This window comes from Psychromonas sp. MB-3u-54, assembly GCF_002836415.1.
Lineage (GTDB): Bacteria > Pseudomonadota > Gammaproteobacteria > Enterobacterales > Psychromonadaceae > Psychromonas.
Genome location: NZ_PJBP01000170.1, coordinates 14,412 through 31,614, shown reverse-complemented (window position 1 = coordinate 31,614; position 17,203 = coordinate 14,412). Strand labels below are relative to the sequence as shown.

Here is a 17,203-nt window from a genome sequence, read left to right as displayed (position 1 = left end):
GTCTAAAGGGGTAAAAAACTTAATAATAACCGGGGGGCTTGTGCTCTTTGGGAAGCTCGCTGAAAAGCTGTTCTGAATTTCAATCATGTTGAAGGGGGCAGCATTCACTTATCGGGGGGATATGGTTAAGCTTATGAATGCATTTTAAATGCTAACGGCAACACAATAGAGGCAGGACTGAAATGTTCTGCGTCTATTGTGTCTGATTGGGTTCTAAACTGTGCCTGCGAGCGAACCTTCCAGTGATGCTAATGTCTGTCCTCCTGCCATTAAGTTCTGTAACTCTTCGGGGGTGATTTCTCCGCGTTTGGCGGTACCCAAGGTTTTGCCGCGATTGAGTACCGTAAAGCGATCACCTACCGCCATTGCATGGCGCACGTTGTGAGTAATAAACACTACTGCTATACCCCGTTTGCGGACGTTGTCGATCGTTGCTAGTACATTGGCGGTTTGGCGTACACCGAGTGCCGAGGTTGGCTCATCCAAAATCAGCACTTTAGCGCCAAAATGAACGGCCCGAGCAATCGCGACCGTCTGGCGTTCGCCACCCGACAGCGTACCAACGGCTTGATCCGCCGATCGCAGGTGGATGCCCATCTTCTTCATTTCGGTCATAGTAACTTCGTTGGCGTGCTTGTGGTCGAAGAAACTAATGCCGGCTATTTTCTTGGTTGGCTCGTTGCCCATAAAGAAGTTACGAGCGACTGACATTAGCGGAATCATCGCTAAATCCTGGTAAACCGTCGCTATTCCCGCAGTGATGGCATCCCGTGGGCAGTCGAAATTCATCGGCTTGCCATCAAAATAAATTTCGCCAAGCGAGGGTTTATGCACGCCGGACATGGTTTTGATGAAAGTTGATTTACCCGCGCCATTGTCTCCTAAAAGACAGAGGCATTCGCCGGCCATTACCTTGAGGGAAACGCCGGACAGTGCGATCACTGAACCAAAGTGCTTCTCGATTTTCTTCATTTCGATGATTGCTTTGCTCATGTTATTTCTCCCCTGTAATCATGCGGCGTATATAAGTGTTCAGTATCACTGAAAATAGCAGGATAGTGCCGAGGAATACTCTAAATAGCGAGCTTTCTACGCCAGCAAAGAACAGACCTTGTTGTACTACACCAAAGATAATTGCCCCGAGTGCCGCACCTATTACAGAGCCGTAACCACCCGTCAGTAACGCGCCACCGATGACCACTGAGATAATCGCTTCGAATTCTTTTAATAAACCACGATCGGCACCGGCAGAACCAAATTCCATCACTTGTGAGGTGGCAAAAACGCAGGCGCAAAAGGCGGTAAACATAAACATTAGAATTTTGACTTTATTAACCGGCACACCGACATAAAGCGCTGCTTGTGCATTACCACCGGAGGCGAATATCCAGTTACCAAATTTTGTTTTAGTGAGCAGAAAATGAGCAAATAATACCAGCACAAAAGCCCATACCATCAACATTGGAATGCCTTCAACAACGGGTTGACCTTTTTTTAAACCGCCTGAGAAAGTATCGATCCAGCCTTGATTTCCCATCCATTGAAACACGCCGGTGAATACTTTTCCACCGAATAGAGGAGCAAGCCAGTCACCTTCGGCAGCAACTCTTATTCCGCCAACAATGGTTTTATTAGTAGTGGCGATAGCGGCGAAAATAGTAAGTCCACGGAGAATAAACAGGAATGCCAGGGAGACGATAAAACTGGGTAACCCGGTTTTGGTTACCACCCAGCCAATTAATGCACCTATTGCCATGCACAATATGAATGTTGTGATAATAGCAAGCCATACCGGCCAGCCAAAAGTAACCGCAAGCAGCGCGATTGACATGCCGCTAAAACCGATCATTGAACCGACCGATAAGTCAAATTCACCGGATATCATAAGCAGGCAGGCACCGACGGCGATAATAATAAATTGTGCCGACACAACCGACCAGTTCATAACACCTGCGGCTGAAAACATGCCCGAGTCACTGGCAGTCAGGAAAAAAAAGACAAACACTAAAATAGTCCCGCAGATGCCGCCTAATTCAGGTCCAATAAGCGCTTGTCGAAAGCTTGACCTCGTTTTGACACGTTCGTCGGATTTCCCAGTTGCTTGAGGCTCATCCAGCTTTTCGGTTGCTTGAGGCTCATCTGGCGTTGAGTTTGATATGGATTGTGAAGCTGTTTGTTCTATCATCTGTTGGCCTCTAAAATTTTCAAAAAAAGATTATAGTTTGAGGTAAAAGGCGGACACAGTTGTGATCCGCCCATATGGGTTATATTTTAACGAAATTCACCCGCATATTTTTCAACTAGGCCCAGTGCATCTTTGGTGACGAAACCAGGTCCTGAGTTGATGTTATTGCCTGGTAATACGCCGTAACGGTCATAGTTGGCCAGGATGACAACAGGTAGGTAAGATTGTAGGAAGGGTTGTTGATCTATTCCCCATTTGATGATGCCAGACTTAATGGCTTTAACTATGTTGGCACCCAAATCGAATGTACCAAAGTAAATTTGACCGGCCATACCATTTTGCTTTAATGCCAGGATAGTCGGATCAGCTGAAGTCGGTCCAAGGGTGATGATTGCATCGGTATCAGGGTTGGCTGATAAGTAAGCAAGTACACGGTTTTTGATTTCAGCAGGATCTTGTCCACTGTCGATCATCGAATCGCCAAGCTCTACGCCAAGACCTTCTGCAAAACCACGACAGCGTTCAGCGACTACCGGGTTAGAGATAACATGGTTAACACAAAGGAATGACTTAACACCATCACCTTTAGCACGCTCTCCGGCGGCGAAACCTGCATCATACTCAGGTTGACCAACAAACATCAATGCGCCCACATCACGTGCTTGCTTGGGTGTACCAGAATTCATAATAATGACATTGATACCCTGGTCGACCGCATTTCGGATTGGGCCGCTAAGCAGGTTATAATCGGCAAGTGTGGTGATAATACCATCGGGTTTTGAAGCCGTTGCCTGTTGTATTATGCGGGCCATATCCGCCAAGTCACCCGTTGGCGGGTTACGGTATTCAACCTCAACATCCATTTGCTTACCCGCCAATGCAAGGCCATTCTTGACGGTGTTCCACCAGCTGTCAGAATCCGGTGCATGACTTACCAGTACATAACGCTCTGCGCTCGCAGACATAGATGTCAGCGCCATGGGCACAGCGAGTGCCATAGTCAGTGCCGCAGTGGTTAGTAGTTTAAATTTTTTCATCAATATTCTCCTGATGGTACTTTTGGTTTAAAAATGAACCTTACTCAAAAGTGTTGCTTTAATAAAATCCTAGGGTCTGAGCATTGTTCCGAATTAATCGCTAGTGTTTTTTTTATCATAATTGAAATACACTTTGAAAAATTATTTTCACTTGGCGATGGATTCATCATAAATGTTCACGTGGGCTTCGGCTATAGCTAAAAAGCAATTTGTTGCAAAAATGTTAACTAGTTCAAATTATGGCAAATCCCCCCTAAAATGAGATTATTGTATAACATGTTGATTTTAATTGACTTTATTGCTTTATTGGTTCTTGGTGAATCTTCTCTTTAGGCGTTATTGCCCATGAGTACTGGTGTTGTTAATTTTACAAAAGAAGATTTGCATCACTGAAAAATATTTTTCATTTCCTGCTAATTGAGTTATATTGATTTTGAATTAAGTAACAGTTGGTGAAGATTGAAGTGATGCTATTGATATGTTGTATAAAAGGCATATTCACATTAAGTGGCAGTCAATCTACCGTCCTAAAACAGAGATGAAAAAGAGTGGAGAAAAATTATGAGTAAAGTGCAATACGGGATCAGCCCTTTAACCTGGACTAACGATGACATGCCGGAACTGGGTGGCGATATTCCATTGGAAACCTGTTTGAGTGAGATAGCAGAATCAGGTTTTACTGGTACTGAACTGGGTACTAAATTTCCCCGCGAACCTGAAATCCTTATTCCTTTATTAAAAAGCTATGGTTTAGTGCTGGCGTCTGGCTGGTACAGCGGTAACTTGATGACCTTAACGGCTGATCAAGAAATAGCGGCTATGCAGGAACATATCAAATTACTTAAAGCCGCGGGTTGTACTGCCATGGTTTATGGCGAAGTGAGTAATTCAGTTCATGGTGATATTAATCTTCCCTTATCGCAGCGCGTTATTCTGACCATGGATCAGTGGAAAGACTATACAAAAAAAATGACCACGGTTGCGGATTACCTTTTGAATGAGCACGCTATTAAGCTCTCTTTCCACCATCATATGGGCACCATTTGTGAAACGGAAGACGATATCAATCTGTTTATGGAGCTTACCGGTGATTCTGTTTATCTTACCTTGGATACCGGGCACCTTACTTACGCCGGAGCCGATCCCGTTACTATGATCAAACGCTGGGGTCACCGTATCGGCCATATGCACTTTAAAGATCTTCGTTTAGGTGTGATGAAAGCCGCTCGTGATGCCGATAAATCATTTTTAAATGCGGTGCTTGATGGTGTCTTTACCGTGCCCGGTACCGGCGATGTCGATTATGATGATGTCTTTGCTGCACTTAAAGATCGTGACTATGAGGGCTGGTTATTGGTCGAAGCCGAGCAGGATCCTGCCAAAGCAAACCCCTTGGAATTTGCCAAAACAGCTTATAAAAATATTAGCGGTTACGCCAATAAATACGGCCTGTAATCAGGCTCTTTGAAGGGGAGTGTAACTGCTCCCGATAAAAAAATTGACTGCGCGAACAGAGCAGAGTGCAGTCTAGCCATATAAGTCATCATTGCGTGTACCGAAGATTAAGGAATAATATGAATACTGTACGTCTGACTGTTGCTGAAGCGCTTGCTAAATACCTTGCAGCACAGAAAATTGAAATTGATGGAAAAGAAGAGCAGCTCTTTGGTGCCGCTTTTGCAATCTTTGGTCACGGTAATGTGACCTGTTTGGGTCAGCAATTAAAAAATATTGAGAACAAAATTCCGACTTGGCGCGGCCAGAATGAACAATCCATGGCAATCGCTGCCATTGCCTACGCTAAAGCTAACCAGCGTCGTCGTATCGGTATTGCCTCAAGCTCTATCGGTCCGGGTGCAACAAATATGGTGACGGCTGCAGGTATTGCTCATACTAACCGTCTGCCTCTATTACTGATTGCAGGTGATGCTTATGTGAGCCGTCTGCCGGATCCTGTTTTACAACAGCCGGAGAACTTTGAAGATCCGTCGGTAACATCAAATGATGCTTTTAAGCCATTGACCAGATACTGGGATCGTATTATTTCCCCTTCTCAGCTGATGAGTACCTTACCGCAAGCGCTCGATACTATGCTTGATCCTGCCACATGCGGCCCTGTGTTCCTCGGCTTACCGCAGGATATTCAAGGTGTGGCCTATGACTTCCCGGAAATTTTCTTTGCCGACAAGCTGCACCGCATTCGCCGCCCGGAGCCTGAAATGGTGGTGCTTGAAGAAGCGAAAGAAATGCTGTTAAAGGCTAAGAAACCGCTGATTATTTCAGGTGGTGGTGTGCATTACTCTCAGGCTACCGATGCGCTGGCAGATTTTGCGGGTAAGCACAATATTCCTGTGGTAGAGACCATTGCCGGACGTGCAACCATGCTGCAGGACAACCCATTAAACGCCGGACCGATTGGTGTGACAGGGTCTAACTCTGCCAACCACATGGCCAACGAAGCGGATCTGGTGCTGGCTATCGGTACACGTTTACAAGATTTCACTACCGGTTCATGGACTGTCTTCAAAAACCCCGAGATGAAACTTATCAGCATTAACGTGGCGAAGTTCGATGCTATCAAACATCAGTCTTATCCCGTGTTAGCTGATGCAAAAACCGCTATGACCAAACTGTCTGTGCTAATGGGTGACTGGTCTGCGGCCGATACTTGGTCCGATAAAGCGAAAGCAGAAACCGACGAATGGAAAGCCCTGGTCCAGCGCCGTACTCATCCTCAAAAAGGTGATCTGTTACCGGGCATGTCTTCCTATGCAGAAGTGATTGGTAAATTAAACCGCTCAATGGAAAAAGGCGACACCGTATTGACCGCTGCGGGCGGTTTGCCTGCTGAACTTTCCATGAACTGGCAGAACTACCAAGTAGGTAAGTTTGATATCGAATTCGGTTATTCCTGCATGGGCTATGAAATTGCGGGGGGCTGGGGCGCGAAAATGGCTAACCCGGATAGCGATGTGGTTGTATTAGTCGGAGATGGCTCTTACATGATGCAAAACTCTGATATTTACTCATCGGTATTAACCGGACACAAGATGATTGTAGTGGTCTGTGATAATGGTGGTTTCGGCGTCATCAACAAGCTGCAGACTAATACAGGCAACGATTCATTCAATAATTTGTTGGCAGATTGCCGTCGTCCAGTGGGTGAACTGGCCCGTGTGGATTTCGCTAAGCACGCTGAAGCCCAAGGTGCGATCAGCGAAAAACTGACCTCAATTGATGACTTTGATGCCGCCTTTGCCCGCGCTAAAGCTGCTGATCGTACCTATGTGATTGTTGTTGATACCGATCCCGTATCACCAGCGACATGGTCTACCTGCGATTGCTGGTGGGAAGTGGGTTTACCGGAAGTGACGCGGAATGATAAAACTGCTCAGATAGTGACTGGTTGGGAAGAAGGCCGGGCAGATCAGCGTCGTGGTGTCTGAGTTAAGCCTTTAATAATAGCAAATTAATCAAGTGATCCAATATTACTGATGAAAATGCGCACTAACAAAGCGTGATTTGCAGGACATAGTCTTTCTTTAGCGCATCGTCTGCAACGATTTTGAACTGCTTTAGCAGTCCGGGCAGTAGTAAAACCATCCGCTTAGTGTTTATTTAAGCCACTAAGATTGTTGGCTTTTGTCGTTTTTTTTTGCATCACTATTAAGTCGTAATATATTTATATTCAGCGCAGCAATGATGATTGATATTGCTGTGTATTAGAGAGGAAAAATTATGTTTAATGAAGAATTTCACTTTGAACAACCCATACGTTGGGCCATGATCGGGGGCGGTCGTGGTAGCCAAATTGGTTACTCACACCGTAACGCAGCGCAGCGGGACGGCTTGTTCAAGCTGATGGCCGGTGCCTTTGATTTGAACGCTGATCGTTGCCGCGACTTTGGTACCAGTCTGGGGGTTGATGCGGATCGCTGCTACAACAATTACCAGGAAATGTTTACTGCTGAAGCACTGCGCGAAGACGGCATTCAGGCGGTCTCCATTGCAACCCCTAATTCGACTCACTATGAAATGTGTAAAGCTGCACTTGAAGCCGGTTTACATGTGGTGTGTGAAAAACCTATCACCTTCACAACGGCTGAGGCCGAGGAGCTAAAGGCCCTCTCCGCCAAGCACAATCGAGTGATTGCTGTGATGTATGGTTACAGTGGTTTTCCAATGGTGCAACAAGCACGTGAAATGGTTAAGCGCGGCGATCTGGGTGAAATTCGTGTGATTAATATGCAGTTTGCGCACGGTTTCCATAACGAAGAATATGAAAAGAACGATCCGTCATTGAAGTGGCGTGTCAGCCCAGCTGTCGCGGGTCCAACCTATGTGCTGGGTGATATCGGTACGCACGCATTCAACTTATGTGAAGTCATCACCGGTCTGCAGGTGGATCGCCTGTCGTGCATGCGTCAAAGCTTTATTGCCTCACGCACCCCACTCGAGGACAACGCCCACGTGATGATGCAATTTAAAGGCGGCGCTGTGGGCACGTTATGGGCATCGGCAGTCAATGCCGGCGCAATGCATCAGCAAAAAATTCGGGTTGTCGGTTCGCTTGCCTCTATCGAGTGGTGGGATGAACAACCAAACCAACTGCGTTATGAAATTCAAGGCGAGGCGCCACGTGTTTTAGAGCGTGGTATGGGCTACTTGTACCAAGATGCTTCCGGGGTAGCCGCAAATCGTGTCGGTGGCGGCCATGCGGAAGGGTATTTTGAGTCCTGGGCAAACTTGTACCACCGTTTTGCGCTGGCATTTGATGCCGCAAACCGTGATGACCAGGAAGCGCTTGCTGCAATTTGGTTCCCGGGAATTGATGCGGGTATTGAAGGCGTGCGTCTGTGTGAGAAGTGCGTAGAGTCAGCCGACCAAAATGCGGCATGGGTTGAATATAAATAGGGGCGAAGTATGACAAAGATTTTAGTTGAGCAAAACCGTCCGTTGGATGCCATTGTATTAGGTCGTGCGGGCGTGGATCTCTACGCCCGTGAGTCAAACACGGATATGGCAGATATTTCGGGCTTTGATAAGTTTGTTGGCGGCTCTGCAGCCAATATTGCCGTCGCGGTCAGTAAACTCGGGGGTAAAACCGGGTTTATTGGTTGCGTTGCTGACGATGCATTCGGGGGGTATGTTTGCCGTTACCTGACCGAGCAGGGCATAAACCTTGATGGAATGATGACCGACGGATCCGGCTCACGTACCTCGGTGGCTTTTGCGGAAATGAAAGCGACTGACTGTACCGTACTTATCTACCGTAATAACGCATCGGACCTGACCATTAAGCCTGAACAGATTGATCCTGAGTATATTGCCAGTGCAAAAGTGCTGGTGGTGACCGGCACCGCATTATCGGAAAGTCCAAGCCGCGAAGCGACGTTAATTGCCATGGACCATGCTCGGCGCAGTAATACCCTAGTAGTGTTAGACGTAGATTACCGCCCTTATTCGTGGCGCACCGATACCGATGCTTCTATTTATTACGGCATTGCCGCTGGTCTGGCGGACATAGTGATCGGTAATCGAGAAGAATTTGACATGATGGAAACGGTATTGGCACCCGGTAATAAAGATGACCAGCAAACCGGTGAACGCTTTTTGCGATCCAATACACAAGTCGTTGTTATCAAAGCGGGTGAACTTGGCTCAAAAGTCTACTGCCAAAATGGTGACAAGTTTCAGCAGGGTATTTTCCCGGTGAATGTTCAAAAGCCGTTTGGTGCTGGCGACTCGTTTGCGGGTGCCTTGATTTGGACACTGGTTAACGGCGGTGAACTCGAAGAGGGTGTAAAGAACGGCTCTGCCGCTGCAGCTATTAACGTCAGCGGCAATAGTTGTACTGAAGCCATGCCAAGCTTCGAACAGCTGTTTGAATTTATTTCAACGAGAGAACTGAACCTTTAAAATGAGATTTAAGCCCGCCGCCTGTTTACGGTGCGACGGTCGATCCAATATTTACATATTATTCAGATTCGTCATTTCATTCACAGCAAAACTATCTTGGTTAGGCCGCTATCGCGGCTAACCCGTAAGGAGAAAATCACCATGGGTAAACATATTCCCCCGTATAATAATAAAAATGAGCCGATCGTCGATGTACAGGATGACGTCACGCCACTGTGTTATTTTAATCAGGTGCGACTCCAGCAAGGCGAGCAGCATCAGCATTATGTCGAAGGTTATGAGTCAGTGATAGTGTTGGCCGGTGGTACCTGCCGTATCACCGTCAGTAATGGCCAGGATGACGCCGTTATATTTGATAATATTGGTCAACGTGCGTCGGTATGGGAAGGCGACCCTGAATCCGTTTATGTACCGCTTGGTTATACTGCGGACATCGATTGTGTCAGTGAAAGCGCCGATGTGATGATTGGCGGCGGGCGCTTTGAAGAATCTCTTGAACCTTTCTGCCAACGTGCCGATAGTGTTGATATGGTGCAGTATGGCTCCGATGACACAAAAACCCACCGTAAAATTAAGCACGTACTAGGCCAATCTAATGCGGATAAACGTGGTCGTCTACTGGTCAGTGAATTATTTACTGTCGGTGCTGGTGGCTGGTCAGGATTTCCGCCGCACAAACACGATCAGGATCGTGTCAAAGCAGATGGCAGTAAAGAGACACTCTACGAAGAAGTTTACCAATTCCGTTTTAATCCTGATTTTGGCTTTGGTGCGCAGTTCCTGTATGAACACGAAGATGATTTCGGCCCTGTCTACCACGTCCGTACGGGCTCTGTTATTGCTATCGATAAAGGTTATCACCCAAGCGTAGCAGCGCCTGGCTATGAAATGTACTACTTTACTATTATCGTCGGCAAGACCTCAAAATCCCTGATTCAGCACTTTGACCCGCACCACGAATATCAAGTGGAAACCATTCCTGGTATCAAGGATATGATCGCCAAATTTAAATAAAAAGGATATTTTATGCTCGTAAATTTAAACGATATATTGCCTGCTGCCGCAGCCTCAAACTATGCAGTGCCTTGTTTTAACGTCTTCGGTTATGAAGATGCGCGTGCCGTGGTGGACGCGGCTGAAGAAGTGAATAAGGCGGTTATTCTTGCTTGTAATAAAGACGTAGTAGATTTCTACGGTGTTGAAACCGCTGCGGCCATGTTTCTAAATCTGGCCACTAACAGCACCGTGCCCGTGTGTTTGCACTTGGACCATACATACGAAGAAGAGATTATTTTTCGTGCATTAAAAGCCGGTTTCAGTTCGGTTATGTTTGACGGCTCACAATTATCTCTGGAAGAAAATATCGCCCGTACTCGCAAAGTTGCGGATGTAGCCCACGCGCTAGGTGCATCGGTCGAAGGTGAAATTGGCTCGGTGCCCTATCAGGAAGGTCGTGATCACATTAAAACGATTGATACCGCGCCCGCTGATGCAGGCCGATTTGCGCGCGAGAGCGGGGCTGATTGTGTGGCGATTTCCGTGGGTAACGTTCACCGTTTAACCGAAGCAACGTCGATCATTGATTTTACTTTATTAGACAATATAGCGGCTGAAGTCACTATTCCGCTGGTGATTCATGGTGCCAGCGGTATTCGTGATGGAGATATGCAAAAGTTGAAACAAACCCGCGTGTCCAAATTTAATATCGGTACCTGTTTACGTCAGGCGCTGGGGCATAACCTGCGTGATAGTATGAATAAGGAGCCAGAAAAGTTCGATCGTATTTATTTTATGAAAAAAGCGATGCCTTATGTGACACAAGAGGCAATTCGCAATTTCGAATTGTTATCATAAAATAAATCCCCCAACGCATTGAGTTGGGGGATTTATTATTTTAAAATATGATATTACAAATTAGAGAGAGGCCAGATATGGAAGTTGATAGTACTGCAGTACCCACCGATCTGGATACGCTTAAAGAATTGATTGCTAAACGTCATGACAAGCTCAGTCAGCGTTTGCAGCAGGTAGCTGATTTTATGGTGGCCGAGCCAATATTTGTGGCTGTCGAAACCATGACTAAAATTGCCGAGCAGGCGCAGGTACCATTATCTACTTTAAGCCGTTTTGCCAACACTATGGGCTTTAGTGGCTTTAGCCAAATGCAGTCTCTGTTTCGCGATCAGTATTTAAACCGACCTCGTGATTACAAACAACGTGTGCTTCAGGCGCGCGAAAAAGACACCGTTGCCGCTGAATCTCCCTTGGCTATCTTTCAGGATTTTGGCACGGCTAATATTGAAGCGCTGGAACGACTGCAAATGTCCTTATCCCCGCACAAGTTAGAACGCGCGGTCGCTTTAATGGACAAAGCTAATACCATTTACATCCATGGTGTGCGCCGTGCATACCCTGTTGCCTTCTATTTGTGGTATGCCCTGGTGAACTCTGATAATAATGTTGTGCTATTGAGCGATATTGGCGGCATGCAGACAGGTATGGGACACCATATGGATAAAAACGACGTGTTAGTGGCGGTGACCTTCGCAAATTATGCCCCTGAAACGTCTGATATGATTGAAAGTGCCTTTAATAAAAATGTCCCAGTTGTGGCGATAACAGATAATCAAATGATCGCACAAGCCAGTAAAATGAATGTCTGCTTTGAAGTGGTAGAGGGTGAGCTGATGGGCTTCCGTTCACTTAGCAGCTCCATGTATTTAGCACAGTCATTAGCGGTTAGTTTAATGTGCCGCGAAATTAAATAGGCTTGATAGCATCGAGCTTCGAGTTTTCCAGCTGAATAGTTATCGGTAGGGTGCATTTTATGCACCGCAGGCACCGGTAATAGGTGCGCGGATCCACCTTACGAGCTGTCGCTTGAAAGCGTTTGGTGTAACTTTCATTGTTGGTATTCCGCCCTTGACGGCGTGTAGACGATGAGAAACCGAAACGCAGTTTCGCAGTTCGAGGGCGTGATGCTCTTTCAACAGTAAAAGACAACAGGTCATGCAGAGCTTAGCCCGCTCGTGACAATATGCTGTCGCATAACTCGCCCAAAAGAATGCCGTATACAGGGACGGCAGAGCCTTTCCCGCTCATAAGCCTGAGCTGTCGCTCAATTCGCCTAGACGTTTTTTGATTCTAATCCGCCCAATAACTTCTTCACGCACCGGCCCGGACAGCACATCCATGTGCAGAGCCGGACCTAATGAATCGACAAGGGCACACAGAGCTTAGCCCGCTCATAAGCCTAAACTGGCGTTTAATTCGCTCCATGATTTCATTTGCTAAAGTTATTTTTTAGATTAGAAAAACGTACGGAAATTGCCTAGCCGCATTGGTTTGCCATTCTAATGCATTGAATTTTATGCAAAATAAAAGTAGTTATGAGTATAGTGCATTCTATGCACCGCAAGCGGGTAATTGGTGCGCGGAGCGCACCCTACGGGTTTTCTAGCTTTGGGCTTTGGGCTTTGGGCTGACGGCTGACAGCTTTTGAGCTTTGAGCTTTGAGCTTTGAGCTTTCTAGCCTTCGAGCTATTTCTGCTGCGCCCTAAGCGGTATTTATAAAAAAGTTATAACAGACGCTTCATACCAGCAAGCATCTTATTAGCGACTTCATAATGGTCCGCTTCCCACAACTGATCATTGAGGAATTCACCGGAATAGAAACCATCGTATCCGGTACTCTTGATTGCATCAGCCCATTCCTGCAGCGGGATATCACCTTCACCTAACAGATAGCCGCGTAACAATTTCTCATCTACCCAAGGGGTGCCGAGATCCGGACGCTTACCATCCGATAAATGTACATTGTAGATCAGTTCCTTGTCAATTTTTGCCATCGCCTCAGGTGTTGCCCCGCGACCAGCCCAGAAATGCCAGGTGTCTAAGACGAAGCCGAAATTATCACGGTTAACCGCGTCATAAAGCTGGAAATACTGCTCTAGTGTTGCAATCGGAGTCCAAGCTGCTCCTTCGTATTGAAAACGAATGCCGTGTTCATTACCGATATCGGCGATGCTGCGTATGTTTTGCGCGGTAAGGCGAATATTGTCTGCGACGGATAACCCCGTGAGCGCTTCAAACGCATTCAATTGAATAGTCGGTGCACCAATATCTTTGGCGAATTGACACAGTATTTCTGTCTCTTTAAACAATTTGCGTTGCGCTTCCTTTCCGGTGCTTTCGACGCTGCCAATAATATCGATTGCAGATGGTCTGATTTTGGCCTCGTCCAGGCAAGCTTTGAAGGCTTGGCTTGTGAGTCCGGCATTAATATAACGCCATAATTTATCCGTATGAATCTCAAGCCCGTCGTAACCGGTTTCTTTGGCCAAGCGAATGTCGCTGATGATGTTGTTATGTAACGAACACATTCCGTGCAGTGCGTAGCGCATTAAATATCCCTCATTTGTTTGCCGTTTAGCGGGAGCTTTATCGGCGTAAAAACTGTAGGTGGTAATTTTGTACTTAGTGAAAAATATTTTCCGTGATCAGCTTCTTATTTTATTGTTTCGAGTGACAATTCTGTGGGATTATCTATGGCAATATCTTTTACTCCAGTTTATGATGGGTCTGTGGGGCTTTTTTGGTGATATTTTTTTTGATAATTATTTTTCATTGAGTGGCTATGGCTTAATGATTTAATACGGAATAGTGCCAGTTTAAGGCCGTAAATAATGAATATTGGCGGTGTTAACCTACCCACAAAACAAATTTTCCAAATAGTCATTAATTTGGAATTTATTTTTAATTATTTATTCTCCCATTTCCTGTTCTCAGGAACACGATCCGACCTATTGTCGTGAAAGGGAAGAGGTGCATCATGTCAATACGATCTCCATTTTCTCCATTGTTGTCGGCATACCAGCCGCCAAATGCGCAAGGTAAGACGCAATCCATCACACCGGCTTCGGCGGGTTGGCAGTATGTCGGGTTTGAAGTGTATGAGCTGCAGGCAGGTCAAAGTCTGCACATGCCCGCGACAAGCAATGAAGTATGCCTGGTATTAGTGGCAGGTAAAGCCAGTATCACTACCCCAAGCATGACATTTGAGCATATTGGTGATCGCATGGATCCCTTTGAAAAAAAGAAACCATATGCTGTGTATATTGCGCCGAATGAAGCGTATTCCGTGGTCGCTGATACTATGCTCGAATTGGCGGTCTGCCAGGCGCCAGGAAAAGGGAACCATGTCACCCGTCTGATTGCGCCCGATGATATTGCGGCAGAAAAACGTGGTGTCGGCAAAAACCAGCGCTATGTCCACAATATTCTGCCCGATGATCAACCGGCAGACAGCTTACTGGTGGTCGAAGTGTTTACCGATGAAGGCTGCAGCAGTTCATACCCCAGCCACAAGCATGATAATGATGCCCAGCCCCATGAAACCTATTTAGAAGAAACTTATTACCACCGTATTCAACCTGACCAAGGTTTTTGCATGCAGCGAGTCTATACCGATGATCGCAGTCTCGATGAATGCATGGCGGTATACAACAAAGATGTGGTGCAAGTGCCAAAAGGCTATCACCCTGTGGCGACGATGGCCGGGTATAATAATTATTACTTGAATGTGATGGCTGGCCCGACGCGTAAGTGGTTGTTTACCTGGGAGCCGGATCACCAATGGATAAATACGCCGGCTTACGCAAAGCTACACTCAAAATAGAAAACCAACACTCACGGAATGCTGTTTCAGCGTTCAAATGTGCGCTGTATACATTCATAACAGTGCACTCTACTTGCTAAGGAGTTGACATGTTCAACATCGCTTTATTTGGCGCTGGCCGTATTGGTCAGGTGCATGCTGTAAATATTAACAATCACCTTGAAACAAATTTGTATTCAGTTATTGACCCTTATTTAGAAGGGGCACAAAAATTAACGGCTGCTTATCAGGCCAAAATTCAGTCTGTTGAAGAAGCGATGGCCGATCCAAACGTCCATGGTGTCTGCATTTGTTCAGCAACCGATACGCATGCCGATTTAATCAAACTGGCTGCCATCAATGGTAAAGCTATCTTCTGTGAAAAGCCGATTGATTTGAATCTTATTCAGGTAAGGGATTGCTTATCCGTTGTTGAAAAGCACAATGTGCCTATGTTGGTGGGTTTTAATCGTCGTTACGACCCGCAATTTCGCCATCTAAAAGAACAGCTTGGCGCAGGTACTGTGGGTAAAGCAGAGTCCCTTATAATTACCTCGCGTGATCCGTCACCACCGCCTGCTGAATACAGCGAAGTCTCGGGTGGTATGTTCCGCGATATGACCATTCATGATCTGGATATGGCGCGCTTCATTCTTGGTGAAGATCCTGTGTCGATCACTGCGCACGGCAGTTGTCTTGTGGATCCTGCCATTGGTGAAGCGGGTGATATTGATACCGCGGTGATTGTGATGCATTTTCCTTCAGGGGCACTGGCCACAATTTCCAATAGCCGCCGATCGGGTTATGGTTATGATCAACGACTAGAGCTGCATGGTGAAAAAGGTTTATTACAAGCAGGTAACATGAAAGAGAATTTGGTAGAGCATTGGGGGGCAACGGGTTGTATCAGTGCTAAACCTCAACTTTTCTTCCTTGAGCGTTATGAAGATGCTTATATTGCTGAATGGCAGCATTTTGCAGATGTATTAGCAGGGCGCTGTCAGCCTGCCTGTAGCGGTGTTGATGGTGAGTTTGCTTTAGTGCTGGCTGAAGCTGCGCTGGAGTCAATGAAATCAGGTAAAACGGTTACTCTGTAGAAAAACGTTATTCTGCGATCGCTGTTTAGCGACAGCCAAATCGGTACCTGAACTGTTGTTTAGTCCGTTATAGAAGCCCCAATGATAGGTTATGCCATTATTGGGGCTTTTATTTTACATCCATTAAGTCTGAAATTCCCTGTGTTATACCTTGTTTAAAAGCCAATGCATGAGCGCCTAAACATAAACAGGCTGGGATGCTAAATTTCCTGTGCTTTACCTTGTTTAAAAGCCAGTGCAACGGCCAATGCATGAGCGCCTAAACATAAACAGGCTGGGATGCTAAATTTCCTGTGCTTTACCTTGTTTAAAAGCCAGTGCAACGGCCAATGCATGAGCGCCTAAACATAAACAGGTTGGGATGCTAAATTCCCTGTGTTATACCTTGTTTAAAAGCCAATGCATGAGCGCCTAAACATAAACAGGCTGGGATGCTAAATTTCCTGTGCTTTACCTTGTTTAAAAGCCAATGCAACGGCCAATGACTGTACTAGACATAAAGAAGCCGATTGCGATCTGAATGCATCGACTTTACCTTCATTGACCACAAAACAAACATCACTGAAGGTCGCGAGCGGGCTTATTTGACTGTCGGTGATGACAATTTGTTTAGCGCCTGCTTGTGAAGCTGCTTCACTTAAGGTCACTGTTTCCTCGGCGTAGGGGCTGAAACTTATAGACAGTACGGCATCATTCGGACCTACCATGGAGAGCTGCTCCTTAAACATTCCGCCTAACCCGTCTATCAGGAATGCACGGCGTTCTAGATGACGCAGGGCGTAGGTTAAATAAGACGCGATACTAAATGAGCGTCTTAAACCAATCAGGTAGATATTTTCAGCCTTACTCAGAATATCAATGGCCGCCTCTAATTTATTTTCAGGTGTTTGTGCTGCCAGTTGATTCATCGCTTGGGAGTTGACCCGCGCAAACTCTTGTAAAATATGTGATGGTTTTTCACGTATTTTCTGATTAGATTCAAGATCTTGAAACAAGCGCGCTCTGTCGGTGTAACTTACTGTTTCTTCAACTAAATTTTTCCTAAATAATTGTTTCATTTCATTGAAACCAGTGAATTCAAAGGCCTTAGCGAAACGGATTAAGGTTGAAGGAGGGACATCAGCCTGGCTGGCAATAACTTTGATGGTATCAAAGGCCAGACTATTATTATTATCCAAAACATAACAGGCAACTTGCTGTAATCGTTTACTTAAATCCCCGTAACGAGCGCGGATTTGATCTTGAAGTTCAGTAAGGGTGGTGGCTACAGGCATGTCATACTTCCTAATCTAACTCGATCTGAAATTGG

At 46.0% G+C, this 17,203-nt stretch carries 14 protein-coding genes; 9 read left to right on the top strand and 5 right to left on the bottom strand.

Features of this window, described 5'->3' with window-relative positions:
* Nucleotides 1-213: 213 nt before the first annotated feature.
* From CXF72_RS13615 to CXF72_RS13605, 3 genes are all read right to left on the bottom strand, one after another.
* A complete protein-coding gene (locus CXF72_RS13615; RefSeq protein WP_101039618.1) occupies nt 214-993 on the bottom strand; it encodes an ATP-binding cassette domain-containing protein in 780 nt (259 codons plus the stop codon).
* Nucleotide 994: 1 nt separating this feature from the next.
* Complete coding sequence (locus tag CXF72_RS13610; protein WP_101039616.1) at nt 995-2,185, bottom strand: ABC transporter permease; 1,191 nt, start codon at nt 2,183-2,185, stop codon at nt 995-997.
* 86 nt (nt 2,186-2,271) lie between these two features.
* A complete protein-coding gene (locus CXF72_RS13605) occupies nt 2,272-3,222 on the bottom strand; it encodes a sugar ABC transporter substrate-binding protein (protein WP_101039614.1) in 951 nt (316 codons plus the stop codon).
* 561 nt (nt 3,223-3,783) lie between these two features.
* On the opposite strand from CXF72_RS13605, the gene iolE reads away from it, so the two are divergent.
* The 7 genes from iolE to CXF72_RS13570 all read left to right on the top strand — a co-directional run bounded on the left by iolE (nt 3,784) and on the right by CXF72_RS13570 (nt 11,909).
* Nucleotides 3,784-4,677 carry a myo-inosose-2 dehydratase gene (gene iolE / locus CXF72_RS13600; RefSeq protein ID WP_101039612.1) on the top strand — a complete coding sequence of 298 codons (894 nt, stop codon included), beginning with the start codon at nt 3,784-3,786 and terminating at the stop codon, nt 4,675-4,677.
* Nucleotides 4,678-4,796: 119 nt separating this feature from the next.
* Nucleotides 4,797-6,668: a 3D-(3,5/4)-trihydroxycyclohexane-1,2-dione acylhydrolase (decyclizing) gene (gene iolD / locus CXF72_RS13595; protein ID WP_101039610.1), complete on the top strand. Its 1,872-nt coding sequence runs from the start codon at nt 4,797-4,799 to the stop codon at nt 6,666-6,668.
* A 292-nt stretch (nt 6,669-6,960) separates the two neighbouring features.
* Nucleotides 6,961-8,136, top strand: a complete 1,176-nt coding sequence (locus CXF72_RS13590) for a Gfo/Idh/MocA family protein (RefSeq protein WP_101039609.1) — start codon at nt 6,961-6,963, stop codon at nt 8,134-8,136.
* Nucleotides 8,137-8,145: 9 nt separating this feature from the next.
* Nucleotides 8,146-9,141 carry a 5-dehydro-2-deoxygluconokinase gene (gene iolC / locus CXF72_RS13585; protein ID WP_101039607.1) on the top strand — a complete coding sequence of 332 codons (996 nt, stop codon included), beginning with the start codon at nt 8,146-8,148 and terminating at the stop codon, nt 9,139-9,141.
* Nucleotides 9,142-9,282: 141 nt separating this feature from the next.
* On the top strand, nt 9,283-10,155 hold the full coding sequence (locus CXF72_RS13580) for a 5-deoxy-glucuronate isomerase (RefSeq protein ID WP_101039605.1): 873 nt from the start codon (nt 9,283-9,285) through the stop codon (nt 10,153-10,155).
* A gap of 12 nt (nt 10,156-10,167) precedes the next feature.
* A complete protein-coding gene (locus CXF72_RS13575; protein WP_101039603.1) occupies nt 10,168-10,995 on the top strand; it encodes a class II fructose-bisphosphate aldolase in 828 nt (275 codons plus the stop codon).
* Between the two features lie 77 nt (nt 10,996-11,072).
* A complete protein-coding gene (locus CXF72_RS13570; protein ID WP_101039602.1) occupies nt 11,073-11,909 on the top strand; it encodes a MurR/RpiR family transcriptional regulator in 837 nt (278 codons plus the stop codon).
* 810 nt (nt 11,910-12,719) lie between these two features.
* Here the strand turns inward: CXF72_RS13570 and CXF72_RS13565 are convergent.
* A complete protein-coding gene (locus tag CXF72_RS13565) occupies nt 12,720-13,523 on the bottom strand; it encodes a sugar phosphate isomerase/epimerase family protein (RefSeq protein ID WP_198552605.1) in 804 nt (267 codons plus the stop codon).
* Nucleotides 13,524-13,972: 449 nt separating this feature from the next.
* Here CXF72_RS13565 and iolB point away from each other — a divergent pair, with 449 nt between their 5' ends.
* Both iolB and iolG read left to right on the top strand, forming a co-directional pair.
* A complete protein-coding gene (gene iolB, locus CXF72_RS13555) occupies nt 13,973-14,818 on the top strand; it encodes a 5-deoxy-glucuronate isomerase (protein ID WP_101039599.1) in 846 nt (281 codons plus the stop codon).
* A gap of 89 nt (nt 14,819-14,907) precedes the next feature.
* Entirely contained in the window at nt 14,908-15,894 is a 987-nt protein-coding gene (iolG, locus tag CXF72_RS13550) for an inositol 2-dehydrogenase (protein WP_101039597.1), read from the top strand.
* Nucleotides 15,895-16,328: 434 nt separating this feature from the next.
* Here iolG and CXF72_RS13545 read toward each other — a convergent pair whose 3' ends face one another.
* Complete coding sequence (locus CXF72_RS13545; protein WP_101039595.1) at nt 16,329-17,168, bottom strand: MurR/RpiR family transcriptional regulator; 840 nt, start codon at nt 17,166-17,168, stop codon at nt 16,329-16,331.
* Between the last annotated feature and the right edge of the window lie 35 nt (nt 17,169-17,203).